The sequence below is a fragment of the Microbacterium sp. HD4P20 genome (genome assembly GCF_019449275.2).
Lineage (GTDB): Bacteria > Actinomycetota > Actinomycetes > Actinomycetales > Microbacteriaceae > Microbacterium.
Map to the genome: position 1 here is coordinate 188,279 of NZ_JAHZQZ020000006.1, position 24,881 is coordinate 213,159.

The 24,881-nt window shown below is 70.3% G+C and carries 18 protein-coding genes; 17 read left to right on the forward strand and 1 reads right to left on the reverse strand.

Going from position 1 to position 24,881, the window contains the following annotated elements; all coding sequences use genetic code 11:
* Positions 1-66 precede the first annotated feature (66 nt).
* From K0817_RS01660 to K0817_RS01670, 3 genes are read left to right on the forward strand one after another with little or no spacing between them, the layout of a single operon-like run.
* Positions 67-591, forward strand: a complete 525-nt coding sequence (locus tag K0817_RS01660; protein ID WP_219979354.1) for a hypothetical protein — start codon at positions 67-69, stop codon at positions 589-591.
* The gene (locus K0817_RS18650; protein ID WP_219979355.1) at positions 588-2,159 is read left to right on the forward strand and encodes a polysaccharide deacetylase family protein; all 1,572 of its coding nucleotides are present in this window, start codon (positions 588-590) and stop codon (positions 2,157-2,159) included. Before K0817_RS01660 ends, K0817_RS18650 begins: the two co-directional genes overlap by 4 nt.
* Positions 2,160-2,193: 34 nt before the next feature.
* The gene (locus tag K0817_RS01670) at positions 2,194-2,937 is read left to right on the forward strand and encodes a formylglycine-generating enzyme family protein (RefSeq protein ID WP_219979356.1); all 744 of its coding nucleotides are present in this window, start codon (positions 2,194-2,196) and stop codon (positions 2,935-2,937) included.
* A gap of 95 nt (positions 2,938-3,032) precedes the next feature.
* Here K0817_RS01670 and K0817_RS01675 read toward each other — a convergent pair whose 3' ends face one another.
* Positions 3,033-4,517, reverse strand: a complete 1,485-nt coding sequence (locus tag K0817_RS01675; protein ID WP_219979357.1) for an NCS2 family permease — start codon at positions 4,515-4,517, stop codon at positions 3,033-3,035.
* A 124-nt stretch (positions 4,518-4,641) separates the two neighbouring features.
* Here K0817_RS01675 and K0817_RS01680 point away from each other — a divergent pair, with 124 nt between their 5' ends.
* The 14 genes from K0817_RS01680 (at position 4,642) to K0817_RS01745 (ending at position 24,712) form a co-directional block, all read left to right on the forward strand.
* Entirely contained in the window at positions 4,642-6,096 is a 1,455-nt protein-coding gene (locus K0817_RS01680) for a DUF6350 family protein (protein ID WP_219979358.1), read from the forward strand.
* 94 nt (positions 6,097-6,190) lie between these two features.
* On the forward strand, positions 6,191-7,237 hold the full coding sequence (locus tag K0817_RS01685) for a LacI family DNA-binding transcriptional regulator (protein WP_219979359.1): 1,047 nt from the start codon (positions 6,191-6,193) through the stop codon (positions 7,235-7,237).
* 11 nt (positions 7,238-7,248) lie between these two features.
* Positions 7,249-8,529: an extracellular solute-binding protein gene (locus K0817_RS01690; protein WP_219979360.1), complete on the forward strand. Its 1,281-nt coding sequence runs from the start codon at positions 7,249-7,251 to the stop codon at positions 8,527-8,529.
* Between the two features lie 115 nt (positions 8,530-8,644).
* Complete coding sequence (locus tag K0817_RS01695) at positions 8,645-9,520, forward strand: carbohydrate ABC transporter permease (protein WP_253735113.1); 876 nt, start codon at positions 8,645-8,647, stop codon at positions 9,518-9,520.
* Positions 9,517-10,356 (forward strand): carbohydrate ABC transporter permease, encoded by an 840-nt coding sequence (locus tag K0817_RS01700; protein ID WP_219979362.1) that lies wholly within the window; start codon positions 9,517-9,519, stop codon positions 10,354-10,356. The genes K0817_RS01695 and K0817_RS01700 overlap by 4 nt, the downstream gene beginning before the upstream one ends.
* Positions 10,353-11,435 (forward strand): glycosidase, encoded by a 1,083-nt coding sequence (locus K0817_RS01705; RefSeq protein WP_219979363.1) that lies wholly within the window; start codon positions 10,353-10,355, stop codon positions 11,433-11,435. Before K0817_RS01700 ends, K0817_RS01705 begins: the two co-directional genes overlap by 4 nt.
* Positions 11,436-11,455: 20 nt before the next feature.
* A complete protein-coding gene (locus K0817_RS01710) occupies positions 11,456-13,519 on the forward strand; it encodes a hypothetical protein (RefSeq protein WP_219979364.1) in 2,064 nt (687 codons plus the stop codon).
* Positions 13,520-13,643: 124 nt separating this feature from the next.
* On the forward strand, positions 13,644-14,252 hold the full coding sequence (purN, locus tag K0817_RS01715) for a phosphoribosylglycinamide formyltransferase (protein WP_219979365.1): 609 nt from the start codon (positions 13,644-13,646) through the stop codon (positions 14,250-14,252).
* Positions 14,253-14,281: 29 nt separating this feature from the next.
* A complete protein-coding gene (gene purH / locus K0817_RS01720; RefSeq protein ID WP_219979366.1) occupies positions 14,282-15,886 on the forward strand; it encodes a bifunctional phosphoribosylaminoimidazolecarboxamide formyltransferase/IMP cyclohydrolase in 1,605 nt (534 codons plus the stop codon).
* A gap of 117 nt (positions 15,887-16,003) precedes the next feature.
* The gene (locus K0817_RS01725) at positions 16,004-16,318 is read left to right on the forward strand and encodes a hypothetical protein (protein ID WP_219979367.1); all 315 of its coding nucleotides are present in this window, start codon (positions 16,004-16,006) and stop codon (positions 16,316-16,318) included.
* Positions 16,299-17,987 carry an alpha/beta hydrolase gene (locus K0817_RS01730; protein ID WP_219979368.1) on the forward strand — a complete coding sequence of 563 codons (1,689 nt, stop codon included), beginning with the start codon at positions 16,299-16,301 and terminating at the stop codon, positions 17,985-17,987. Before K0817_RS01725 ends, K0817_RS01730 begins: the two co-directional genes overlap by 20 nt.
* A complete protein-coding gene (locus K0817_RS01735; protein ID WP_219979369.1) occupies positions 17,984-18,643 on the forward strand; it encodes a hypothetical protein in 660 nt (219 codons plus the stop codon). The genes K0817_RS01730 and K0817_RS01735 overlap by 4 nt, the downstream gene beginning before the upstream one ends.
* Before the next feature lie 66 nt (positions 18,644-18,709).
* Complete coding sequence (locus K0817_RS01740; protein ID WP_219979370.1) at positions 18,710-20,092, forward strand: RDD family protein; 1,383 nt, start codon at positions 18,710-18,712, stop codon at positions 20,090-20,092.
* 27 nt (positions 20,093-20,119) lie between these two features.
* On the forward strand, positions 20,120-24,712 hold the full coding sequence (locus tag K0817_RS01745) for an FtsK/SpoIIIE domain-containing protein (RefSeq protein WP_253735114.1): 4,593 nt from the start codon (positions 20,120-20,122) through the stop codon (positions 24,710-24,712).
* The last annotated feature ends 169 nt before the right edge of the window (positions 24,713-24,881 follow it).

Below are 24,881 nucleotides of genomic sequence, written 5' to 3' on the forward strand. Positions count from 1 at the left end.
CCGAAACGCGTCCCGTGCCGCGCGAATGGACGCCTGGGCCCTAGACTCGCCCCCGAGGGGGGCACTGTGGCCGAGGACTCACGCAGTTCCGTCGCGCGTCGCTGGGAGATCGGCGCAGCGTGGCTTGGTGCTGCCCTGGCGGCCACGGGAGTCGTCGTCGCCGCGATGACGGCGTTGCCGCCTTCGCTCGAGAATCTGTCGAGCGAAGTCTCGGATGGTGTCACGGCGGTTCCCATCGGGGATGGCGCCGAAGTCGTGGTTCCGGCGGACTGGATCCTCACGGGTGAGGGAGGCGGCAACGTGGCGGTTCGCACACCGGACGGCGTGCTGACGGCGCGGCTCGAGACGGTGGAGCGGGATGCCGCCGAGATCATCGCCGAGACGCCCGATGTCGAGGGTGCGGCGCGTTCGGAACTGCTCGCGTCGGGGATGAGCGCGACGCACGCCGACCTGGCCGACGGCGGGGTCGTCGCGGTCGTGGCGGGCCCGGAGGGCGGTGACGCCGTCCTCGTGGTCGTCGAGGTAGGAGCAGACGACGCCGCCGAGTACCGCCCGGCGATCGCGGACCTCCTGGAAGGCATCCGGGCGTGACGTCCCGTCGTCCGGCGGTGCTCATGCTGGCGGCGGCGGCCGTCGTACTGACGGCGTGTGCTCCGGCGGCGCGCGCCGACTGGGCGCCGCCGGCATGGGAGCCGGCAGCGGTGCATGCCGCTGAAGCTCCGGCCGCCATCGACGCCGGCCCCGCCGGTCCGCTGGCAACGGTGCTGACCGGTGTTCGGCTGCGCAACGATGCCGTCGGCGTGCAGGCCCGGGTCTCGCTGCTTCCCGACACCCCGCAGACAGCGGTCTTCAACGCGGCGATGCTGCAGCATGTGCGCGCCGCGATCGATGCGCGAGTCGCGGCATCCGGTGTCTCGTATACGCCGGTCGCGGCGGCCGTGGGATCCGGGATGTCGTCGCGCAGGTGCGAGCTGGGCAGCACGGCGCGCAGCGCCGCCGAGCTGCTCGCCGACCCCGCCTTCGGCCCGTCCGGCGGTGCCGGTTCGGCCGTGCTGTGCGACATCGTCGCGGCGAGGGGGCCGTTCATCGGCGAGAGCGTACGGGTCGTGTCGGGAACGCCCGACGCGGTCGCCGCAGATACGACGATGATCCTGTACGCCGACACCGCCACCGGCGAGATCGCCACCGCGGACGCGCTGTGGGCGGACGGAGCCGCTGCCGCGCTCGGTGCCCACGTCGTGGACGCCCTTCGCCGAGATGCCGGCTCTCTCACCCGCCGCCCGGCGTCGCCCGGCGACGAAGCGCAGCTGGCCGCGGTGCGGGCAGCCCTCTCGACGACCATCCCGGTCGCCGAGGGCTTCGTCGTGACCGTCCCGGCAGGTTTCACCTCGCCGGAGCTCTCGGCGCTCGGCGTGCCGGCGAACGCTGAGCCGATGGTGCTCGCCGTGCCCGCCGACCTGGCCGCGTCGCTGGTCACGCCGTTCGGCGCACGTATGCTCGCGGCGGCCGGCCAGCCGTACACGGGCCCAGCGGTCGCGCCCGCGGGAGCGCGCGCCGTCGACTGCGCGCTCGTCCCTTGCGTGGCCGTCACCTACGACGACGGCCCGTCCGGGCTGACGGCCGGCATCCTCGACGAGCTGGCGCGGTACGACTCTGCGGCGACGTTCTTCGCGATGGGCGCCAACGCCCACGGCGCCCGCGACGTCCTCGCGCGCATGACGCGCGAGGGGCACGAGGTCGCCAACCACACCTGGAACCACCCCCAGCTTCCGAAGCTGACATCGGCGCAGGTATCGGCGCAGATCAACGACACCACGCGCGCGCTCGAAGCGGCATCCGGGCAGCGCATCGACAGCTTCCGCCCGCCGTACGGCGAGTTCAACGCCTCGGTGCTCGCGGCCGCGGGTCTGCCGGCGATCCTGTGGGACGTCGATACGCTCGACTGGCAGAAGCCCCCCGACGAGACTCTCGTCGCGCGTGCGGTGGAGCAGCCGCGTGCCGGGTCCATCGTGCTCATGCACGACGTCCATGCCGGCACGGCGCGCGTGGCCGGCACGATCTTCCAGGGACTCCTTGACCGCGGGTTCACGCTCGTCACGGTGAGGCAACTGTTCGGCGGCGAGCTTCCCGCATCCGGCGCGTGGCGTCGCGCCCCCTGATCCTCACGGGCCGTCCGCTGTCATACTTCCCCGGGTGAGCGATATCGAACTGGCCCGGATCGACGGGGGAGTCGTCGGGCTGCACGATTCACGGCGCAAGGTGCGCTGGAGCGTCGAGCTCGCGCCGTTCGAGATCGGGGTGTACCCGGTGACGCAGGGGCAGCTGGGCGAGATGCTCGGCGAGACGGCGCGGCACCCGCGACGCCCGGCGACCGACCTGAGCTGGCTGCGCGCGATCCGCTTCTGCAACGCCGCATCGGAGTGGGAGGGACTGGATCCCGCCTACACGTTCGACGGCGACGACGTCACGTGGCACGTCGATGCCGACGGATACCGCCTGCCGACCGAGGCGGAGTGGGAGTTCGCGTGCCGGGCGGGCTCGACCGGGCCGCACTACGGTCCTCTGACCGAGGTCGCGTGGACGAGCGCGGACGGTGTCACGTCGCCCCAGGACGTCGGAGCCAAGCTGCCCAACATGCATGGGCTGTTCGACACGCTCGGCAACGTGTGGGAATGGTGTTGGGACCTGCTCGACCCGGCGCGGTACCGCGACTACCGCGTCTTCCGAGGGGGCGGCTTCGCCGACGACGTCTGGAGCGTGCGCGCGTCGACGCGGCGCGGCGGCGCGCCCCGGATGCACCACGACGATGTCGGCTTCCGCGTCGCGCGGGGCGGATTCGATGCGGTCGACGCGGCGCAGGGTTGGTCGGCGCACGCCGACGCCGAGCGTGCGTCGTACGACGGTCCGACACCGCCGGGATGGACGCCGCGCCGCTGATCGCCGTGCTGTTCAGGTGTCACGACACGCGGTGTTCTCCCGTGCGAGTCCGCGTGTTGCGCCACCCGAACCGGGGGCGCAGGCCGCCAGGGGGCTCAGCCGAGCAGGGTCTCGATCGGTCCGCGCGCGAAGTACAGCACGAAGCCGGCCGCGACGATCCACAGCAGCGGGCTGATCTCGCGCGCCTTGCCCGACAGCGACCGCACCACGACCCACGCGATGAATCCCGCGCCGATGCCGTTGGCGATCGAGTACGTGAGCGGCATCACGGTCACCGCCAGGAAGACCGGAAGCAGGATCGAGAAGTCGGAGAAGTCGATGTAGCGGATCTGCGACATCATGAGCGCACCGACGATCACCAGCGCCGAGGCGGCGACCTCGGACGGCACGATCGACACGAGCGGCGAGAAGAACATCGCCACCAGGAAGAGCGCGCCGGTGACGACGTTCGCGAAGCCGGTCCGGGCGCCTTCGCCGATGCCCGAACCGGACTCGATGAACACGGTGTTGGACGAGCTCGAGGTGAGGCCACCGGCGACCGCGCCGACGCCCTCGACGATGAGCGCCGACTTGATGCGGGGGAAGTCGCCCTTGGCATCGGCGAGGCCCGCCTCTTTCGACAGGCCCGTCATGGTGCCCATCGCGTCGAAGAAGTTGGTGAACACCAGTGTGAAGACGAGCATCAGCGCGGCGAGCACGCCGATGCGCTCGAACGAGCCGAACGAGATCTGACCCACGAGCGACAGGTCGGGGAAGCTCACGAGCGAGGCAGGCAGTTCGGGCACCGACAGCCCCCAGCCGCCGGCGTTGACCTGGTCGCCGTCGAACTTCGGGCCGAGGTTCCAGATGGCCTCGACGATCACCGCCACCACAGTGCCCGAGACGAGGCCGATCAGGATCCCGCCCTTGACCTTGCGTGCCACGAGGATGCCGGTGAGCAGCAGCGTGAAGACGAAGATGAGCGTCGGGACGGTGCCGACCGATCCGTTCACACCGAGGCCGACCGGGGGAGAGGACGCCCCCGTGGCGGTCACGAAGCCGGCGTCGACGAACCCGATGAAGGCGATGAACAGGCCGATGCCGACCGTGATGGCCAGCTTCAGCTGGATCGGAACCGCGTCGAAGATCATGCGCCGCAGTCCGGTCGCCGCGAGCAGCACGATGATGAGGCCGTTGATCACCACGAGGCCCATCGCCTCGGGCCAGGTCACCTGACCGACCACCGAGACGGCGAGGAAGGAGTTGATGCCCAGCCCCGCAGCGAACGCGAACGGCAGGCGGGTCACGAGCCCGAAGAGCACCGTCATCACACCCGCGGTCAGCGCCGTTGTGGCCGCCACCTGTCCGAAGCCGAGGCTGTTGCCGTCGACGTCCGCCGCGCCCGAGAGGATGATCGGGTTCAGAATGACGATGTAGGCCATCGTCACGAAGGTCACGACACCGCCGCGGATCTCGGTGCCGACCGTCGAGCCACGTCGGGTGATCTCGAAGAACCTGTCGAAGCTGTTCTTGGGTTCCCGCGTCTCGCCGGTGTCGGCGGCGGCGGGCGAATCGGGCGCGTTGGACGGGGCTGTGCTCATGAATGACCTCCGACGACGACGTTAGTGCCTCGTGCGGCAACCTGGGGATTGGCTGAACGGATGCCTCGGCCACCCGCGCGGTCGGCCCGAAGCGCGACCTCGCTCGAAGTAGGGTCGATGGCGCATGAATCGCATCATCGTCGCCCTCCTCGCTTCGGTCGACGCCGCCCTCGCGGTGGCCGTCGGCCTCGCGGCGACCCTCGCCCCGCTGACTCTGCTGTGGGTATTCGGCTTCGGCGGTGCCGCCGACTGGGGCGCCATCTGGCCCGCCGGTGTCACGGTCTGGCAGTTCGGCAACCTGGTGCCTCTCACCGTCGAACTGCCCCCGGAGTACCTCGCCGCGACGGGGATCGACGGGGACGCGGCATCCTTCGTCCTGTCGCTGTCTCCCCTCGCGTTCGCCGGCTTCACCGTGATCTTCGCGGCCCGCTCCGGCGTGCGCGCGTCGCGCGCGGAGGCATGGCTCACCGGAGTTGCCACCGCGACCCTGGTCTTCGCCGCACTGGCGACCGGTGCCGCCCTGACCGGGCAGAACACCATCGCGACCGCGCCGATGTGGCAGGCCGTGCTCGTGCCCACCCTGCTTTTCGCGGTGCCCGCCCTCACCGCGGCGCTCGTGACCGAGTGGCGCGAGGCCGGTGGCGGTGCCGTGGCACGGCTGCGCGACCGTGTCGAATCCGCCCCGCACGGCTGGGGCGACGTTCCGGGTGTCGTCGTGCGGGGATCGGCCGTCGTCGTGACCGGGCTGATCGGACTCGGGGCCGCGCTCACCGCGGTGGCGCTCTTCGCGCGAGCCGGACACGTGGTCGCGCTCTTCGAGGCCGGCAACGTCGATGTCGCCGGCGCGACGGTGCTCACGCTCGTACAGCTGGCGTACCTCCCGACGCTCGCCATATGGGGGTTCGCCTTCGCGGCGGGACCGGGCTTCGCGGTGGGTGAGGGCTCGGCGGTCTCACCCGCCGCGACGCAGGTGGGCGTGGTGCCCGGCATACCGGCGCTCGGCGCGGTGCCCGATTCCACGACGTCCTGGCTGCTCCTGCTCGCGCTCGCCCCCGTCGCGCTCGGTGCCCTCGCCGGCTGGATTGCGCGGTCGCGCCTCGTCCACGCGGGCGGCATCGGCGCGCCGGCGACCGACGACCCGATCGGCGCGCGGCTGGTGACGGCCGCCGGCATCGCCGCGATCTCGGCCGCCGCGTCGGCGCTGTTGGCGATAGCAGCCGCCGGGGCGATCGGCCCCGGTCGATTGTCGACCTTCGGCCCCGATCCGGGACCGCTCGCGCTCGCCGTGGCGCTCGAGGTCTTCCTCGGTGCGGCGATTCTCCTGGTGTCGCCGCGGAGCCGGGCCGGCGGCCGCACATCGCCGCGGCCCGAAGCCACCGCGACGGACCCGGATGCACCGACGGTCGACGCGCGCCTCAGCGGACTCCTCGCCGGCGGGCGGCCTACCGACGGGCAGGAGCAGCATCCGGTCGCTCCGGAGGTGCCCGACGAGACACCGGCGCCCAGGGTGGACGAGACACCGGCGCCCACGGCCGACGAGGCACGCACGGAGCCGATCGAGCTGCCGCCCCGCGACTGAGTCGCTTTTACCACCCTCGTGTCATTGCGGCAAGGGTGTTGCGTCGGCTCCTAAACCGCTTTAGAGTCTGAACCGGTTTAGTTCAAGGAGCGCCATGGCACAGCAGCCGCCGACGATCGCCGACGTCGCCCGTGAGGCGGGTGTCAGCAAAGGGCTCGTCTCGTTCGCGCTCAACGACCGCCCGGGCGTCTCAGCCGAGACGCGCGCGCGCATCCTCGAGGTCGCACGCGACCTCGGCTGGACGCCCAGCCTGCGCGCCCGGTCTCTCAGCACCGGCCGCTCCTTCGCGTGCGGCCTGGTGCTCGGACGCAGCCCCGACGTCATCGCCGCCGACCCGTTCTTCCACTCGTTCATCGCAGGGCTCGAGGACGAGTTCTCCACGTCGGGTCAGGTGCTCGTGCTTGCGGTCGCGACACCCGGTCGGCAGGAGTCCGAGACGTATCGCGGCCTCTCCGTCGACAAACGCGTCGACGGCGTGATCCTCACCGACCTGCGCGTCCACGACCCGCGCCTCGAACTGGTCGATCGTCTCGGGCTCGCCGCGGTCACGCTGGGAGTGCCGGACGCCGAGACGCCGTTCTCGTCGGTATCCGTCGACGACGGCGCCGGCATCCACGCGGCGGTCCGTCACCTCGCCGACCTCGGGCACCGTCGCATCGCTCACATCGCAGGACCCGACGGGATGCTGCATGCCCGCACTCGCCGGCACGCGTTCGAGTCGGCGGCCATCGAGCTCGGACTGGTCGCGGCCTCGGTCGAGACCGACTTCAGCGCCGCGGAGGGGGCGGCCGCGACCGGCGCGTTGCTGGACGGCGACGCGCCCCCGACCGCGATCGTGTATTCCAACGACCACATGGCGATCGCGGGCCTCGGCGTGGCACGCCGGCGCGGACTGTCGGTGCCCGGCGACCTCTCGATCACCGGCTACGACGACACCGAGATCGGCCGCTACGTCAATCCGGCTCTCACCAGCGTCGCGACCGATGCCCGGGAGTGGGGCCGCGTCGCGGCTCGCACTCTCCTCGGCGCCATCGAAGGCCACGCGACGGTGGACGTTCGCCTGGCCGAACCGACCCTCACCGTGCGCGAGTCCACCGGACCCGCGCCGACCGACATTCGCGGCGACCGTCGCGACCGATGAAGGAGCACGAGATGCAACGACGCATGATCCTGGCGGCGGGAGCCGTGGCAGGTGTCCTGGCCCTGACGGGCTGCGGCGGTGGTGGCGGTGGCGACGCCGGCATGGACGGCCGCGGAGACATCACGATCTGGTATTCGAACAACGAGGCTGAGATCGCGTGGGGCGAGCAGATGGTCGAAGCCTGGAATTCCGAGAACCCCGACGAGCAGGTCACGGCCCAGGAGATCCCCGCGGGTGCATCCAGCGAAGAGGTGATCAGCGCCGCGATCACCGCCGGGAACGCTCCGTGCCTGATCTTCAACACCTCGCCCGCCGCGGTTCCGCAGTTCCAGAAGCAGGGCGGTCTGGTCAACCTGTCGGAGTTCGAGAACGGCGACGAGTACATCACCGAGCGCAGCGGCGAGATCGCCGAGCAGTACCGCTCGGAGGACGGCGGCTTCTACCAGCTGCCGTGGAAGTCGAACCCCGTCATGATCTTCTACAACAAGGCGATGTTCGCCCAGGCGGGCCTCGATCCCGAGAACCCGCCCCTGGCGACCTACGACGAGTTCCTCGAGACGGCACGCACGCTCAAATCGGCCGGCGTCGCGCAGTACGCGATCAACCCGGCGCCGACGAGCGAGTTCTTCCAGTCCTGGTTCGACTTCTACCCGCTGTACGCCGCGCAGACCGGCGGCACACTGCTCGTCGAGGACGGGGCGGCCACCTTCGACTCGGAGGACGGGCAGGCGGTCGCGCAGTTCTGGCGCACCCTCTACGAGGAGCAGCTCGCGGGCCAGGAGCAGTACCAAGGAGACGCCTTCGCCGACGGCTATTCCGCGATGTCGATCGTCGGCCCGTGGGCGATCTCGGTCTACGGCGACGACGTCGATTGGGGCGCCGTGCCGGTCCCGACGCAGGACGGGACGGCTCCGGAGGAGACCTGGACCTTCAGCGACGCCAAGAACGTGGGTCTGTTCACCGCGTGCGAGAACAAGGCGACGGCCTGGGACGTGCTGAAGTTCGCCACCAGCGAGGAGCAGGACGGCATCTGGCTCGAAGAGACCGGACAGATGCCCTTGCGGCAGGACCTCACCGCCACGTACCCCGACTACTTCGAGGCGAACCCGGCCTACGAGCAGTTCGGCGACCAGGCCTCGCGCACCGTCGAGGTGCCGAACGTGCCGAACTCGGTCGAGATCTGGCAGGTCTTCCGCGACGGCTACTCGGAGTCGGTGATCTTCGGCGAGAACGAGATCGACGCGTTCCTCACCGACACCGCAGCCGAGGTCGACGAACTCGCGGCAGGCTGACATGAGCTCGACGGTGGCGGGGCCGGCCGGCCGGACCGGGGACGACCCGGACCGCGCCGGGGCGGCTCCGCCTGCCGGGCGCTCGCCGGCGAACGGGAGAAGAACGCGCCGGCGGATGCTGGGGGCACAGCCCCTCGGCATCCTCTTCTCGGCACCGTATCTGGTGTTCGTGATCCTGGTCTTCGCGTGGCCCATCGTCTTCGCGGTGTGGATGTCGTTCCAGGACTACTTCTTCGCCGCGCCCGGCGCGCAGGTCGACAGGCCCTTCGTGGGCTTCGAGAACTACGTCACGGTTCTCACCGACCCCGACGTCTGGCAGTCGTTCGGCAACGTCGGAGTCTTCCTGCTCATCAACGTGCCGCTGACGGTGGCGCTGTCGATCGTCCTGGCGACGGCGCTCAACAACGTCGTGCACGCGCGGACCTTCTTCCGCGTCAGCTACTACGTGCCGTACGTGACGGCGTCGGTGGCCGTCGTGGCGGTCTGGCTGTTCCTGTTCTCGAGCAACGGCCTGGTCAACAACGTCTTGGGGCCCCTTGCGCCCGACCCGTCGTGGCTCATCAACTCGAACCTCGCCATGCCGACGATCGCGCTCTTCGTGACCTGGAAGGGGCTCGGGTTCTACATCCTGCTCTATCTCGCGGCGCTTCAGAACGTGCCCAAGGAGCAGTACGAATCGGTGTCGATGGACGGCGGCGGCCGCATCCGGCAGTTCTTCTCGGTCACTGTGCCGGGCGTGCGGCCGGCCACGTTCCTCGTGTTGCTGCTGTCGACGATCACCGGCGCCAACCTCTTCACCGAGCCGTATCTGCTCACCGGCGGCGGCGGGCCCAATGGGGCATCCACGTCTCCGGTCCTGCTGATCTATCAGCGCGGCATCGAGCAGGGCAATCCTGACGTGGCGGCCGCGATCGGAGTGATCCTGATCATCTTCGTGCTGATTCTGGCCGCCATCCAGCGCAAGTTCGTGGGCGGAGGGGACGAATCATGAGGCGAGCTCTCGGCAGCAAGATCGCGCTCTACGTGGTGCTGAGCCTCGGCGCGCTGATCTTCCTCTTCCCGTTCTGGTACATGCTCGTCGGGTCGCTCCAGACGGATGTCGACGCGACCGTGGCGGGGGCGTTCCCCGATCCGTCCAACCTGACGGTGGACAACTACGTCGCGATCAACGAGCGGATCAACCTCTTCCAGGGGCTGCTCAACTCGGGGATCTTCACGGGCGGCGTGATCCTGGGCACCGTGGTCTTCGGAGTTCTCGCCGGGTATGCACTCGCGGTTCTCAAGTGGCGTGGTCGCAGTGCCACCTTCGCCCTGGTCCTGCTGGTGCAGGTCGTGCCGTTCCAGCTGCTGATGATCCCGCTCTACGTGATGATCGCGAGGGACTTCGGGCTGTCCGACAGTTATCTCGGCATGATCCTGCCGTTCCTGATCAACTCCACCGCGGTGCTCATCTTCCGGCAGTACTTCCTGCAGCTTCCGCAGGACCTCTTCTCGGCGGCGCGCATCGACGGTGCGGGGGAGTTCCGGCTGCTGTGGAACGTCGCCCTGCCCCTGGTGCGCCCGGCGCTGCTGACCGCGGTGCTGCTGACGTTCATCGGACCGTGGAACGAGTTCCTGTGGCCCTTCCTCATCACCAAGCAGGCGTCGATGCAGCCTCTGGCTGTCTCGCTCGCGAACTTCATCTCGAACATCGCAGCCTCGACCGCCAACCCGTTCGGCGCCATGATGGCCGGCGCCGTCGTGCTGGCGATCCCCGCGGTGACCCTGTTCATCGTCTTCCAGCGGTACTTCACGAGCAACGACCTCGGATCCGGAGTGAAAGGATGACCATGCCCGGAACAACCCCCTCGATCCCATATCGGTTGACCCGGATGGGCGTCGTCATGACGCCCCAGCCCGGCGATCCGAACGAAGCAGAGGGCGTGCTCAACCCCGCATCGGGGCGCGGCCCGGACGGCGAGCTGTACCTGCTGCCCCGGCTCGTCGCCGAGGGCAACGTGTCGCGCGTCGGTCTGGCGCGCGTGGTCGTCGAGGACGGCGTCCCAGTGTCTGTCCAGCGCGAGGGCGTCGTGCTCGAGCCCGACCGCGGCTGGGAGCGCGGCGCCGGCAACGCCGGCGTCGAAGATCCGCGCACCACCTGGATCGACGTGCTCGGCCTGCACGTCATGACCTACGTCGCATACGGTCCGCTCGGCCCGCGCACGGCGATCGCGGTGTCGGACGACCTGCGCGAGTGGCGGCGTCTCGGGCCGGCGCTGTTCCGGTACCAGGACGAACTCGACATGGACCTGAATCTCTTCCACAACAAGGACACGGTGTTCTTCCCCGAGCCCGTGACGGCGCCTGATGGCACCGAGGCCCTGGCGGTGCTGCACCGGCCCATGTGGGATCTCAGCGAGACCAAGCCCGGGCAGGGTGTGCGTCTGCCTGCCGGGATCGAGGATCCGCGCCAGTCGATCTGGATCAGCTACGTGCCGCTCGCCGCGGTGCGCGACGACCTCGCAAACCTCGTGCTGTGGGAGCAGCACCGATTCGTGGCGGGCCCCGAGTACGCGTTCGAGGAGGTCAAGATCGGCGGCGGCCCGCCGCCGCTGCGGGTGCCGGAGGGGTGGCTCGTGCTGCACCACGGCGTGACCGGCGTGCTCGACAGCGCATTCGCGCAGCAGCAACGGGTCAATTACGCCGCGGGCGCTCTCCTGCTGGATGCTGCGGACCCGTCCCGCGTGATCGCCCGCACTCCCGAGCCGCTGCTCGCGCCCGAGACCGAGGACGAGCGCAGCGGCATCGTCCCCAACGTCGTCTTTCCGACGGCGATCGAAGAGGTCGACGGCCGCCTGTTCGTCTTCTACGGCATGGCCGATTCCAAGATCGGCGTCGCGCTCCTGGACCGCACCGACGCCGGCTGAGAAAGGATCGAGGACTTCTGATGAACACGCACGCACGACGGGGTGCGCGTGTGGTGGCAGCGTCCGCCGCCGTCGCACTCGCCTCGGCGCTCGCGGTGGCCGCACCGGCCGCCGCCGCGCCCGACCACCGGCAGACGCCGGCCGCGGCATCCGTCGCCACCGCCCCGCTGACCGAGCTCGCCCACCTCGACTTCCTGCTCGACGAGGCGACGCCGCCGGCGGACGTGCCGGGACACACGACGTACCGCCTCGATGCCGAGCCGTCGCTCGTGATGCCGTGGACCTACGCCGACGCGCGACCGGGCGGCACGTTCGAGCGGGTCGGCGGCGGTCCGCTCGATCCGGCGACCGGACACTGGGGACAGGGCGCGTACAACGCCGACGACATCTCGCGCGCCGCCGTCGTCTACCTGCGGCACTGGATGCAGACGGATGCCGACTCCAGTCGCGACACCGCGTACGAGCTGCTGCGCAGCCTCGCGTACCTGCAGACGACCGACGGGCCGAACGCCGGCAACGTCGTGCTGTGGATGCAGCCCGACGGCACCCTCAACCCGTCGGCCGAGCCGATCGAGCTGCCCGACCCGTCGGATTCGGGACCGAGCTACTGGCTCGCGCGGACGGTGTGGGCTTTCGGAGAGGGCTACGCCGCCTTCCAAGATGCCGACCCCGAGTTCGCGGCCTTCCTCGAGGACCGGCTCGGACTCGCGGTCGCGGCGATCGACCGGCAGGTGCTGTCGCGGTACGGGCAGTGGGCTGAATCCGATGGCATGCGCGTGCCGTCGTGGCTGATCGTGGACGGGGCGGATGCCTCGGCCGAGGCCGTGCTCGGGCTCGCAGCGCGCGTGCGCGCAGTGCCCGGCGACGCGGTCGCCGCCGACGCCCTCCGCAAGCTCGCGGAGGGCATCGCCGCCATGTCGGCCGGCGACGCCGGTTCGTGGCCGTACGGCGCGGTGCTGCCGTGGGCCCAGTCGCGCAGCATGTGGCACGGATGGGGCTCGCAGATGCCCGCGGCGCTGGCGGCGGCATCCGTCGCCCTCGATGAGCCGGGGCTCGCCGAACCCGCCGCCCGCGACGCTGCGCTGTTCACGACGACGCTCCTGACAGCGGGCGGGCCCGACAACGGATGGTTCCCGACCCCCGCCGACCGCGTGCAGATCGCGTACGGTGCGGACTCGCGCGTGCAGTCGCTGCTCGCCGTGGCCGACGCGACGGGCTCGAGGGGGTTCGCCGATCTCGCGGCCATGCAGGCGGCATGGTTCTTCGGCGCCAACCCGGCGGGCACGCCGATGTACGACCCCGCCACGGGCGTGACCTTCGACGGCATCCAGCCCGACGGTACCCATTCCAATGGTGGCATCAACCGCAACAGCGGCGCCGAGAGCACGATCCACGGGCTGCTCACGATGCTGGCGCTGGACGCGCGGCCCGAGCTGGCCGCACGCGCCACGTCGATCGCCACGGTGTCGGCGCGTGACGGGCTGACGCTGGTCGAGGCCGAATCCTCGGCCGACACCTCGGGCGTCGTGTCGGCGCCGGAGCCATGGACGGGCGAGTCGCTCTGGTCGGGCGGCGCGCTGACGCTGGGTGCCGGCCAGCACGCGGTCTTCGACCTCGGCGCGGCGTCCGGTGATCGCTCGATCGAACCGGTGGCGTGGTCCGAGCCCGGGGCCGAAACCTCCTCGAGGTGGCTCGCCGGCCACCGTCCGCTCGGAACCCTCGACATCACCGGTCCGCAGCAGGGGATCTCGCCGACTCCGGGCGTGCTGCTGCCGCACCCCCTCGAGCGTGACGTGCCCGCCCGCGCTGCGACGGTGCGGGTCGACGTCGAGCGCGGCACTCTCATGCTCGACGCGCTGATCGTCCGGCCCGCCGTGTCGCGCCTCGTGCTGAGCGGCGCGGGCAGCACCGAACTGGTGCACTCGACGATCGACCGGCCGCAGCCGGTGCGCGTCGGCGAATCGGGGGCGTCGCTGTCGGTGCGCGTCTACGACGCGTCCGGCTCGCTGATTCGCGAGCGCGGCATGCGGGGCGGCGCGATGATCGTGCTGCCTGCGGGAGGGTTCGCGATCGCGCAGTCCTGATGAGGCCGCACCCGGCTGCCGGGGGGCCTGGCCGGGTGCGGTGGGGGACGGATGCCTCGGGCGGAGGCATCCGTCCCCCTCCCCGTGCTCGGGGCGGCGTGCCCGCCCCGGCTAGACTGACCGGGTGCTCACGGTCGCCGTTCTCATCTCGGGCACAGGGTCGAATCTGCGAGCCCTGCTCGATGCGGCCGCCGACCCCGATTACCCCGCGCGCGTCGTCGTCGTGGGCGCCGACCGCCAGGCCGAGGGCTTCGCCCATGCCGAGGAGTACGGCATCCCCACGTTCATGGTCCCGTACGCGCAGTTCGACAGTCGCGAGGAATGGGGCGCCGAACTCGGAGCCCAGCTCGCCGTCTGGCAGCCCGACCTGGTCGTGCTGAGCGGCCTCATGAGGCTGCTGCCCGCGACACTCGTCGACGAGTGGTCGCCGCGCATCATCAACACCCACCCGGCCTATCTGCCCGAGTTTCCCGGCGCGCACGGCGTCCGCGATGCGCTCGCCGCCGGCGTCGACCAGACCGGAGCGAGCGTCATCCTGGTCGACACCGGGGTCGACAGCGGCCCGATCCTCGCCCAGGAGCGCGTTCCCGTGCTCGCCGGCGACGACGAGCACACCCTCCACGAGCGCATCAAGCCCGTGGAGCGCCGGCTGCTCATCGACGTCGTACGCCGCATCGCGGACGGCGACCTCGACCTCGCCGCCCAGGCGGCATCCCGCGCCCCCGCACCCTGACTTCGTCCCCAGCACCGAGGAGATCCGCCATGGCCGGACCGAGCCACGACCCCGCCCTGTACCGCACCCGCGACGTCGTGCCCGTCCGCCGAGCGCTCGTCTCGGTCAGCGACAAGACCGACCTGCTGAAGCTCGCCGAGGCCCTGGCCGCCGCCGGCGTCGAGATCGTCTCCACCGGTTCGACGGCCGCGACGATCCGCGACGCCGGGTTCACCGTGACCGACGTGGCGAGCGTCACCGGTTTCCCCGAGTCGCTCGACGGCCGCGTGAAGACGCTGCACCCGAGCGTGCACGCGGGACTGCTCGCGGATCTGCGCCTCGAGGATCACGAGCGGCAGCTCGCCGACCTCGACATCGAGCCGTTCGAGCTGGTCGTGGTGAACCTCTACCCGTTCGTCGAGACCGTGCGCTCCGGTGCCCAGGGCGACGACGTCGTCGAGCAGATCGACATCGGCGGCCCGGCCATGGTGCGCGCCTCGGCGAAGAACTACGCCAACGTCGCCATCGTGGTCTCGCCGTCGTCCTACCCGGCGGTCATCGAGTCGCTCGGTGCCGGCGGCACGAGCCTCGTGCAGCGGCGTGAACTCGCGGCGAGGGCCTTCGCGCACACCGCGGAGTACGACCGCGCCGTCGCGACGTGGTTCTCGGAGGGCACGCTCACCGAGGAGGACCTTCCCGCGCACCTGACCATCAAGGCCGAGCGGCTCGAGACGCTGCGCTATGGCGAGAACTCGCACCAGCGGGCCGCCATCTACACGCGCAACGGCGGCCACGGTATCGCGCAGGCCACGCAGCTGCAGGGCAAAGAGATGTCGTACAACAACTACGTCGACGCCGACGCCGCGCTGCGCGCCGCGTTCGACATGGTCAAGCCCGCCGTGGCCATCATCAAGCACGCCAATCCGTGCGGCATCGCCGTCACGGCGCCCCACGCGCTCGACCCCATCGCCAGCGCCCACCTGCGTGCTCACGAGTGCGACCCCGTGTCGGCGTTCGGCGGTGTGATCGCCGCCAACCGCACCGTCACGCTCAAGATGGCCGAGAACCTGCGCGACATCTTCACCGAGGTGATCGTGGCGCCGGACTTCGAGCCCGAGGCGCTCGAGGTCTTCCGGCTCAAGAAGAACCTGCGCATCCTGAAGCTGCCCGCCGACTGGCAGCAGGAGCGCATGGACGTGCGGCTGGTGTCGGGCGGACTTCTCCTCCAGGACGCTGACCGCTTCCCCGACGACATCGAATCAGTCGCGAAGGACTGGCAGCTGGTGTCGGGCGAGCGCCCGGCCGACGAGGAGATGACGAACCTCATCTTCGCGTGGAAGTCGTGCCGCGCGGTCAAGTCGAACGCCATCGTCCTCGCGAAGAACTCGGCGACCGTGGGCATCGGCATGGGCCAGGTCAACCGCGTCGACTCGTGCCGGCTCGCGGTCGAGCGAGCCGGTGACCGCGTCGCCGGCTCGGTTGCGGCATCCGACGCCTTCTTCCCCTTCGCCGACGGGCCGCAGGTGCTCATCGACGCCGGCGTCGCGGCGATCGTGCAGCCCGGGGGCTCGGTGCGCGACGACGAGGTCATCGCGGCGGCGCAGGCAGCGGGTGTCACGATGTTCTTCACGGGCGAGCGCCACTTCTTCCACTGAACCCACCCCATGCGGATTCGGCGTCCGCGGGGCATGGGGAATGCTCCCCATCGTGGTCGTTCGCGCTCGTCGATAGCATGAGGCGACTGTTCGTGGATGCGGGGGCGAGGCGCAGCGGTGGGTGACGTCGAGATCGACCGCTATGCGCTCGAGAGCGCCAAGGCCACGCTCGATCAGGCCCTCCTCGCGTACCGCATGAAGGCCGAGGACGCGTGGCGTCGCGACACCGGGATCGGTGATCCGTGCGGACGCACCCTGCTGCGGGTGATGACCGAGAACGCCGTCGGAGCGGCCCTGATGCGCGTCACGGCCGAGGACGAGGACGCCGTCGCGGTGAGCGCGGAGCTGCTCGACATCCTCGGCTCGTTCACGGAGCTCGACGTATCGCTGAGCGACGGCTGGGATCGGGACTATGTCGCTGACCTCGCCTGAGCTGGGGGTTCCGCTGGAGCGCATCGATTACGACGAGGGCGGAATCGAGGCGCTGTCCGACGCGCTCCGTGATCTCGCCGCGGACGGCCGTGACGCGGGAGTCGTGCTGCGCAACATCGACGGCGGACTGGAAGGTCGCGGCGAGGCGATCCGCGCCGTCCAGTCTGACGCCGGCGACGTCGCCGCTCGCATCACACCGACGACCCTGATGGTCGAGCGCATCGCCGCGACGCTGAGGTCGTATGGCGAGGCCGTCGCGCAGCACGGCCGCGTGGCGAACGATCTGATCGACGACATCGAAGCCGCTCACGCGCGGGTGGAATCGGCCGAGGCCTCGGCCGCCTCGGCCGGCGCGCAGATGGGCGGGTTGAGCGACGAAGCGACCTCACGTGAGGTGACTCTCGCCGAGGAGGCCGTCGCCGATGCCGAGGACGCTCTCGCCCGGCGGCGAGCCGAGCTCTCCGACCTGTGGGATCAGTGGGAGGCCGCCTATCGGGGATGGGACGGCGCGTACGACGCTGCGCTCGCCGCCATGGCGAACATCGACCACGCCTACGTGCCGGCGAGCCTCCGGGCATCCGTCGCCGCGCTCGCGAGCGCCGACACGCCCGCGGACGTGGCGGCGATCTGGGCGGAACTGACGGATGCCGAGCGTGCCGAGTTGCTGCGCACGCGCCCCGAGTTCGTCGGCAACCTCGAAGGCGTGCCCTACGCCGTGCGATTCGAGGCGAACCGCACCGCCTACGAGGAGACGATCGCAGCCGGACCGTACGGGGAGCCGCTCGACAGCCAACTGGAGCAGCTCGGCACCGAGATGCGCAGCTTCAGGGGGGAACTCCTCATGTTCCACCCGTTCGAGCAGCCGCAGGCGACCGGCGCCGTCGTTTACGGGGTGGAGAGGGATGCCGCGGGGCAGATCGTCGATCCGTTCGCGGGCGTGACGAACGTCAACGTGCTCGTCGGCGGCATGTTCTCCGGCCTGGGTGACCTCGCGGCCTGGGGCGACAGCGCGCGCAATCTCAACACGTATGCCGAGGCATACGGCGGGCCGGGGACCGGCTCGCTCACGATCGCCTGGTACGGCTACGACTCGCCCAACCTGGCCACCGAGCACACGATGGGAAGCGCCACCGAGGGCGCGGCGCGCCTCAGCCAGACGCTCAGGGGGCTCGACGAGGCTGCGTCGTCGTCGGTCACCACCTCGGTGATCGGGCACTCGTACGGCAGCACGACGGCGTTCCTCGCGGTGGGCGGCAGCTCCACCGATCTCGGGGTGGACCGGCTCATCGCCGTCGGGTCGGCAGGCGTCCCCGACGGCTACCACGCCTCGTGGACCGGCGATGCGCCGATGGACTACTCCGGGACCGAGATCTTCGCGTCCCGCGCCCCGGGGGACTTCGTCGCCCGCTATGGCGAGGTCAGCTCGTTCGGGCACGGCACCGACCCCGAGTCGATCGATGGCGCCGTCAGCTTCGAGAGCGACGGCGGCACGGCGCCGTCACTGCAGGGCACGCCCGAACCCGTCGTCGGTACGCCCGGCCACGCCAGTCACGATGGCGGCAACTCGTTGTGGGGCTGGTGGGAGGAGGACAACGGGTACCTTTCGCCCGACTCCGAATCGTTCCGTAACATTGCCCACATCGTCGCCGAGGGGGAGGTGCTGCCGTGAGCACAGCTGGAGCGCGGGCGAAGCACCGCCCGGCAGCTGCGTTCGCCGCGGTGATGGTGTTCGCGGTATCGATCCTGAGCGGATGCGGAGGTGGCCCGGTGGCCGAGCCGAGCGGTGACGAACTGTACGCCCAGGCCGAGGAGGTGTACCTCGAGTACCGTGAGATCGTCAACGGTGCCCTCGCGGTCATCTACGACGGACCGTGGAGCGTGGGCGACGGCGCCTACGGCATGGAGCCCTCCACCGCGGGATGCGGCGACGGGTGGAATTTCAGTCTTACGCGCACGACGAACGTCGACCCCGCTGAGCAGGACCGGATGCGGCAGGACGTCGCCGATTACCTCACCGAGGCCGGCTACGAGGTCGAGGGGATGGATCTCGGCTCGGGCGAGGTCACCTCGAGCGATGTCATCGTCCGCGAACAGGGGATCTTCTCGCTCCTCACCGTGACGTTCGTCAACAACGGCAACGTGGTGGTCCTCGCCGACACGGTGTGCCGTCCCGGCGACCACTTCGAGCTCGCAGACATGCTGTTCGGAGACGTCTATCTCGCCGAAGGCTACCTTCCGCGCGAGGAGTCCCCGTCCGATGCGCTGTTCTTCGGCATCACGCCCGGCGATCCGCAGTTCTTGCCTTCGCCCTCGCCGTCGCCGTGACCCACCGCGACGGTCATGGTCGCGGTCCAGGCTAGGGTCGATGCGGAGTTTGCATCAGGAGGACCCGTGATCTGGGAGATCGACGAGGAGACCCGCACCATCGAGGGGCTCGATGAGCACGGGCGACCGCGACCCGAATACGCCGCGTCGCTCGGCCTCACACCGGCGCCGTACGGACGCCGCGCACTCGCCACGGCGATCGAGGTGGGGGTGTACGTCGTCCTGCTGCTTCCGATGTTCGGCGCGCTGCCCGGGATACTGGCGATCGCAACGGCAACCAGCCGGACCGTCGTGGGCGGCGGTGACCTCGTACTGATCATCGTGCTCGCGGCTGTCTCCAGCTTGCTGACGACCGCATTCGTGATCGTGCAGCTCGCGCTCCACGGTCGTCGCGGCGTGACGCTGGGCAAGGCGATCATGGGGATTCGCTCGGTCAATGTGCGGACGCTGGAACGCCCCGGATTCTGGCGCGGCGCGGTCGTGCGCGCACTGGTGCTGTGGGCGAGCTTCGTCGTGCCGCTGATCGGCCCGCTCCTGGTGATCGCGTTGTCGCCGTTCTTCGACACCGAGCGACGAGGACGCGGCTGGGCCGATCTCGCGGGAGCGACATGGTTCGTCGACGTGCGCAGCGGGCTCAATCCCTACGACGCCAAACGCATGCGGATCGCGCGCAAGACCGTCGCGACCGAGCTCGCTGACGTGCGCAGCGAGCTGCCGTCTCTGGCGACACCCGCCGACCAGAGCGGTGCGATGGCCTACATTCCCACCTCGCGCAGCAGCGGGGGAGTCCTGGGCGCGGTCCGCGGCGAAGGCGCGCCGGCCGGCGAGAGCGCAGCCTACGCCCCCGCCGCGGTCGGGTCCGATGCCGCCGCAGCACGCCCGCAGGCTCCCGTCACGTCTGCCCCGATCGCTTCCTCCGTGCCGCAGGCGCCCGCCGCAGTTCGGCCGCCGTCCAGCGGCGCTTCGGGGTGGGTTCCGCCTCGGCTGCTTCCGGACGGGGACGCGGATGCCGTCGCCCCGGCCGCGGCGGAAGCCGCCCCCGCTCCGGCTCCGGCTCGGCGCACGACGGCTCCCGCGGCTGCCGCGCCGGCGTCGCCGAACGGCGATGGGCCGCCCCTGCAGACCGTCGTGGTGACCCTCGACACCGGCGAGGACATCAGCGTCGACGGCCTGGGCATCCTGATCGGGCGTGACCCGGCCCTCGTCCCGAATGGCCCGGCGCTCAGGCTGGTCGCGATCGCCGACCCGACGAAGTCGGTCTCGAAGACCCATCTGGCGATCGTGCGCTCCGGGACCGCGGTGGTCGTCATCGACCTCGGATCGACCAACGGCAGCGCGCTGCTGCGCGACGGGGCGGAGCGCACGCTCGGCCCGCACGAACAGGTGGCCCTGCGCAACGGCGATACCATTCGCCTCGGAGATCGCCACGCACGCATCCGGATCGGCTGACGCCGGGATCAGCACGAGGACACCCAGATGAGACTCAAACTGACGCTTCAGCGTCGCGACGACAAGCACACCGACATCGTCGTCACCTCCGACACGACGGCGACCGTGCAGGATGTGGCCCGTCGCATCGTCGAAGCGGACCCGGCGCGAGAGGTCGCGGCCTCCTCGCAGGACGTGCTCACCCTGCGGGTGGCCCCTCCGACCTCGTCGGCGTTCCAGCTGCTCGAGCCCGACATGCTCATCAGCGACGCCCCGGTGGGCTCGGGCTTCGTCGCGTCGGTCGTCAACCTCGGGGCCGACTACGTCGCGTCGCGGCGCGCCGGAGCACCGCCCGCGGCGATCCTCTACGCCGTCGCCGGTCCCTTCGCCGGTCGCGAGTTCCAGCTGCCGCGCGGACACTTCACGATCGGACGGGCCGCGGGCAACGACATCGTGCTCGATGACCCGCTCATCTCCAAGCGCCACGCGCGCATCGAGGTCGGAGCCACGGTCGAACTGGTCGATCTCAACTCGGCCAACGGCATCGTCGTGGACGGCGGCCTCGTGCAGCGCCTGCGCGTGATTCCCGGTCAGCGGTTCGCTCTCGGTGACACCGAGCTGGTCGTGCACATGGTGCAGGACTATGCCCCCGCCGACCCGGACCCCGTGCTCGAGCGCGGCGGCTCGCTGCTGTTCAACCGCAGCCCGCGCGTCGAACCGCGCTACGTCGGCGAGGAACTGGCCGAGCCGCGGATGCCGAAGGACCCGGTCAGCCGACTGTTCCCTTGGCCGATGCTCGTCGCGCCGATCATCCTCGGCGCCTCGATCTTCGCGATGACCAACAACCCGCGCTCGCTGCTGGTGGTGCTGCTGTCGCCGCTCATGCTCCTGGGCAACTTCATCTCGCAGCGCACGCAGGTGGGGCAGCGATCCAAGAAGGAAGCGGAGGTCTTCGAGCGCACGTTCGAGGAGCTCGAAGAGACACTGTACCGCGAGCGGCCCCGGGAACGGGAAGTGCGCAACGCCGAGGTGCCGCCGGTCGCCGTCGTGTTCGAGCAGGCCATGCGGCTCGGCCCGATGCTCTGGACCCGCCGTCCCGAGCACTGGAACTTCCTGTCCGTGCGCCTGGGCACCTCCGAGGCGCCGTCGCGGACGACGGTGAAGCAGTCCGACAACCCGGACGCGCTGCAGGAGTTCGTGGACCGCGTCGAACGGCTGCGCGATCGATACCGCATGATCGACGGCGTTCCCGTGCTCGAGTCGCTGCAGAGCGTGGGCGTCATCGGCGTCGCCGGTCCGCCGCGCGAAGCGGCCGACGCGCTGCGCGGACTCAGCGTGCAGCTGTTCGGCCTGCACTCGCCCAACGAGCTCGTCGCGGTGGCACTCACCGAGCCGCAGTGGGCACGGCAGCTGGAATGGCTCAAGTGGCTGCCCCACACCACCAGCGAACGCAGCCCGTTCCGCGACATGCCGCTGTCGGATTCCGCCTCCACGGGCGCCGCACTGCTTTCTGGGCTCGAGGAGCTCGTCATGCGGCGGTCGAAGGCAGCGGCGTCGCCCCGCCTGCCGCTCGACGACGACTGGGACCCGATGCGATACGGCACCGATGTGCGCAGGGCAGCCGAGGAGGCCACGTTCCCGGGCCAGACGGCGGTCGTGGTGATCGTGACCTCGGATGCGCCGGTGGACCGTGCGCGCCTCACCCAGGTGCTCGAGCGCGGCGCCGATGTGGGCGTGTACGGCATCTTCGTCGCCCCTGTCGTCGAGGCCCTTCCAGCGGTCTGCCGCAGCTTCGTCGACGTCTCGGGAGGGCTCGAGTCCGCCCTCGCCGGCACCGTCCGCAGCGGCGTGGACTACCCCGTCACCGTGGTGGAGGGCGTCTCGAACGAGCTCATGACGGTGCTGGCCAAGCGCCTGGCACCCGTCGCCGACTCGAGCACGGTGATCGAGGATTCTTCCGACATCCCCAACTCGGTGATGTTCCTTTCTCTCGTGGGCACCGAGATGGCCGCGGACCCCTCGTTCGCGATCGAGCGCTGGCGCGAGAACAATACGATCCTCGATCGCTCGGGCGGGACTCTGCCACGACTCAAGAAGTCCGGAACGCTCCGCGCCATCGTCGGTCAGGGCCCGACCGACGCCATGGCGCTGGACCTGCGGACGCAGGGCCCGCACGCGCTCGTGGGCGGCACGACGGGTGCCGGCAAGTCGGAGTTCCTGCAGGCGTGGGTGCTCGGCATGGCCGCGGCGCACAGCCCCGACCGCGTGACGTTCCTGTTCGTCGACTACAAGGGCGGCTCCGCGTTCGCCGACTGCGTCGAGCTGCCGCACTGCGTCGGTCTGGTGACCGACCTGAGCCCGCACCTCGTCCGCCGAGCCCTGACCAGCCTGCGCGCCGAGCTCCACTACCGCGAGCACCTGTTCAACCGCAAGAAGGCCAAGGATCTGCTCGAGCTCGAGAAGCGGCGCGACCCCGACACGCCGCCGGCCCTCGTGCTCGTGATCGACGAGTTCGCCGCGCTCGCGGGCGAGGTGCCCGAGTTCGTGGACGGCGTCGTCGACATCGCGCAGCGCGGCCGGTCACTCGGCATCCACCTCATCATGGCCACCCAGCGCCCAGCGGGGGTCATCAAAGACAACCTGCGCGCCAACACCAACCTGCGCGTCGCGCTGCGCATGGCCGACGAGTCGGACTCGAAGGACGTCGTGGACGACCCGGTGGCCGCGCGCTTCGATCCGAGCATCCCCGGCCGCGGCATCGCCAAGACCGGACCCGGCCGCCTCGTGTCGTTCCAGTCCGCGTACGCGGGCGGCTGGAGCAGCGACGAGCCGGCGGCCGCCGACGTCAGCGTGGCCGAGCTGCGTTTCGGGTCCGTGCAGAAGTGGGAGCTGGAAGACAAGGGGGAGGATGCCGCGCACGACGTGGATCCCGGACCCAACGACCAGAAGCGGATCGTGGCGACACTGATCTCTGCCGCGCAGCAAGCCCGCATCCCGGCGCCCCGCCGGCCGTGGCTGGACGACCTCGAGACGACGGTCGACATCCGCGCACTCTCGGCGGGCCGCTCCGGATCGATCCTGCTCGGCAAGAGCGACATCCCGGAACGTCAGCAGCAGGAGGCCGTCTACTTCGAGCCGGACCGCGACGGATCGCTTCTGGTCTACGGCACCAGCGGCTCGGGCAAGTCGACCGTGCTGCGCACGGTCGCGATCTCGGCGGCCATGGGCCGTCGCGCCGAGAACGTCGCGGTGTACGGCCTCGACTTCGGCTCGGGATCGCTCAAGAGCCTCGAGGTGCTCCCGCACGTCGGATCGATCATCCCCGGTGACGACGCCGAGCGTGTGCAGCGCATCATGCGCTCGCTCGCTCGCGTGCTGGATGACCGCGGTAAGCGATTCAGTGCCGCCAACGCCTCGAGCGTCGCGGAGTACCGCGAGCTGACCGGGCGCGACGAGGCCCGGATCATCCTGCTCCTGGACGGCCTGCCGCAGTTCCGTGCCGAATGGGAGTCCACCACCGCCCGGATGCCGTTCTATCAGGCGTTCATGCGGATCCTCGGCGAAGGTCGACCGCTCGGCGTGCACGTCGTCGCGACGGCCGATCGCTCCGGGTCGGTGCCGACCGCCGTCAGCTCGAACGTGTCGCGCCGCGTCATCCTGCGCCTGTCGGACGAGAACGCCTACTCGCTGCTGAACGCTCCCAAGGATGTGCTCGACGAGCGCTCTGCGCCCGGAAGGGCAATCGTCGATGGGTTCGAGACGCAGATCGCCGTGCTCGGCGGCACACCGAACGTCGCGGAGCAGACCAAGCTGCTCGGGCAGTGGGCCGACGAGCTCCGCGCGCTCGGCGTCCGCGAGGTCGACGAGATCGGGTCGCTGCCCACGCGCTTGGCGTGGGGCTCCCTGCCCGATCGCATCGGCGAGTTCCCGGTGCTCGGCGTCGCAGAAGACACGCTCGCCCCGCGCGACTTCGACCCCGTCGGCACGTTCGTCGTGGCGGGCCCACCGCAGTCGGGCAAGACCACCGCGATGAAGGCGCTCATCACGTCGATGGTGCGCTTCGACCCGGCGTTGCGGCTGTTCCACCTCGGTGGGCGCCGCTCGCAGCTGAAGGAGTTCGCGCCCTGGATGCGCAGCGCCACGACCGTCGACGACGCGAAAGAGCTCGCCACCGAGCTTGCCGACCTGGTGACGGATGAGACGATCGGCGCTCGTCTGCTCATCGTGATCGAGGACGTGCCGCAGTTCGCGGACTCGCCGGCCGAGCGTCCGCTCAAGGCGCTGCTGCAGGCGGTGAACCGCAGCGACCATCTGCTGATCGGCGACGCCGACGTGACCCAGGTCACCAGCGGGTTCGGCCTGATCGGCGACTTCAAGGGCGGACGGAAGGGCATCATCCTCAAGCCGGACGCCTTCGACGGTGACGCGGTCTTCAAGGTGCCGTTCCCCAAGGTCAAGCGCGCCGACTTCCCGGAGGGGCGAGGCATCTTCGTGCAGGCGGGCCGCCAGGTCACGGTGCAGATGCCGCTCGTCGATGCGGCGACGCTCCCCGTGGAGTCGTCGTCGGGCGGAGGGGCTGTCGAGACCGCCCCGCTGGCAGACGCCGACGCCGCAGCATCCGTCGATGTCCCCAGTGTGTGACGCACGTATGGCTGATGTGGCATGGGGAATGATCCCCATCGTGTCCTGCAGATGCGGTCGGCTAGGTTTCTGATGTCGGCCCGGGGTGGGTCGGGTTTCTGAGTGAGGGAGTTGACGATGGCCGATTTCGGTGCTTCGTATAGCGAGATGGAGCAGGTGGCGTCGTCGC

Coding starts and splice junctions, on each gene's coding strand:
- K0817_RS01675 (WP_219979357.1), bottom strand. CDS start 4,517: ATGAGCACAGCCCCGTCCAACGCGCCCGATTCGCCCGCCGCCGCCGAC.
- K0817_RS01680 (WP_219979358.1), top strand. CDS start 4,642: ATGAATCGCATCATCGTCGCCCTCCTCGCTTCGGTCGACGCCGCCCTC.
- K0817_RS01685 (WP_219979359.1), top strand. CDS start 6,191: ATGGCACAGCAGCCGCCGACGATCGCCGACGTCGCCCGTGAGGCGGGT.
- K0817_RS01690 (WP_219979360.1), top strand. CDS start 7,249: ATGCAACGACGCATGATCCTGGCGGCGGGAGCCGTGGCAGGTGTCCTG.
- K0817_RS01695 (WP_253735113.1), top strand. CDS start 8,645: ATGCTGGGGGCACAGCCCCTCGGCATCCTCTTCTCGGCACCGTATCTG.
- K0817_RS01700 (WP_219979362.1), top strand. CDS start 9,517: ATGAGGCGAGCTCTCGGCAGCAAGATCGCGCTCTACGTGGTGCTGAGC.
- K0817_RS01705 (WP_219979363.1), top strand. CDS start 10,353: ATGACCATGCCCGGAACAACCCCCTCGATCCCATATCGGTTGACCCGG.
- K0817_RS01710 (WP_219979364.1), top strand. CDS start 11,456: ATGAACACGCACGCACGACGGGGTGCGCGTGTGGTGGCAGCGTCCGCC.
- purH (WP_219979366.1), top strand. CDS start 14,282: ATGGCCGGACCGAGCCACGACCCCGCCCTGTACCGCACCCGCGACGTC.
- K0817_RS01730 (WP_219979368.1), top strand. CDS start 16,299: ATGTCGCTGACCTCGCCTGAGCTGGGGGTTCCGCTGGAGCGCATCGAT.
- K0817_RS01745 (WP_253735114.1), top strand. CDS start 20,120: ATGAGACTCAAACTGACGCTTCAGCGTCGCGACGACAAGCACACCGAC.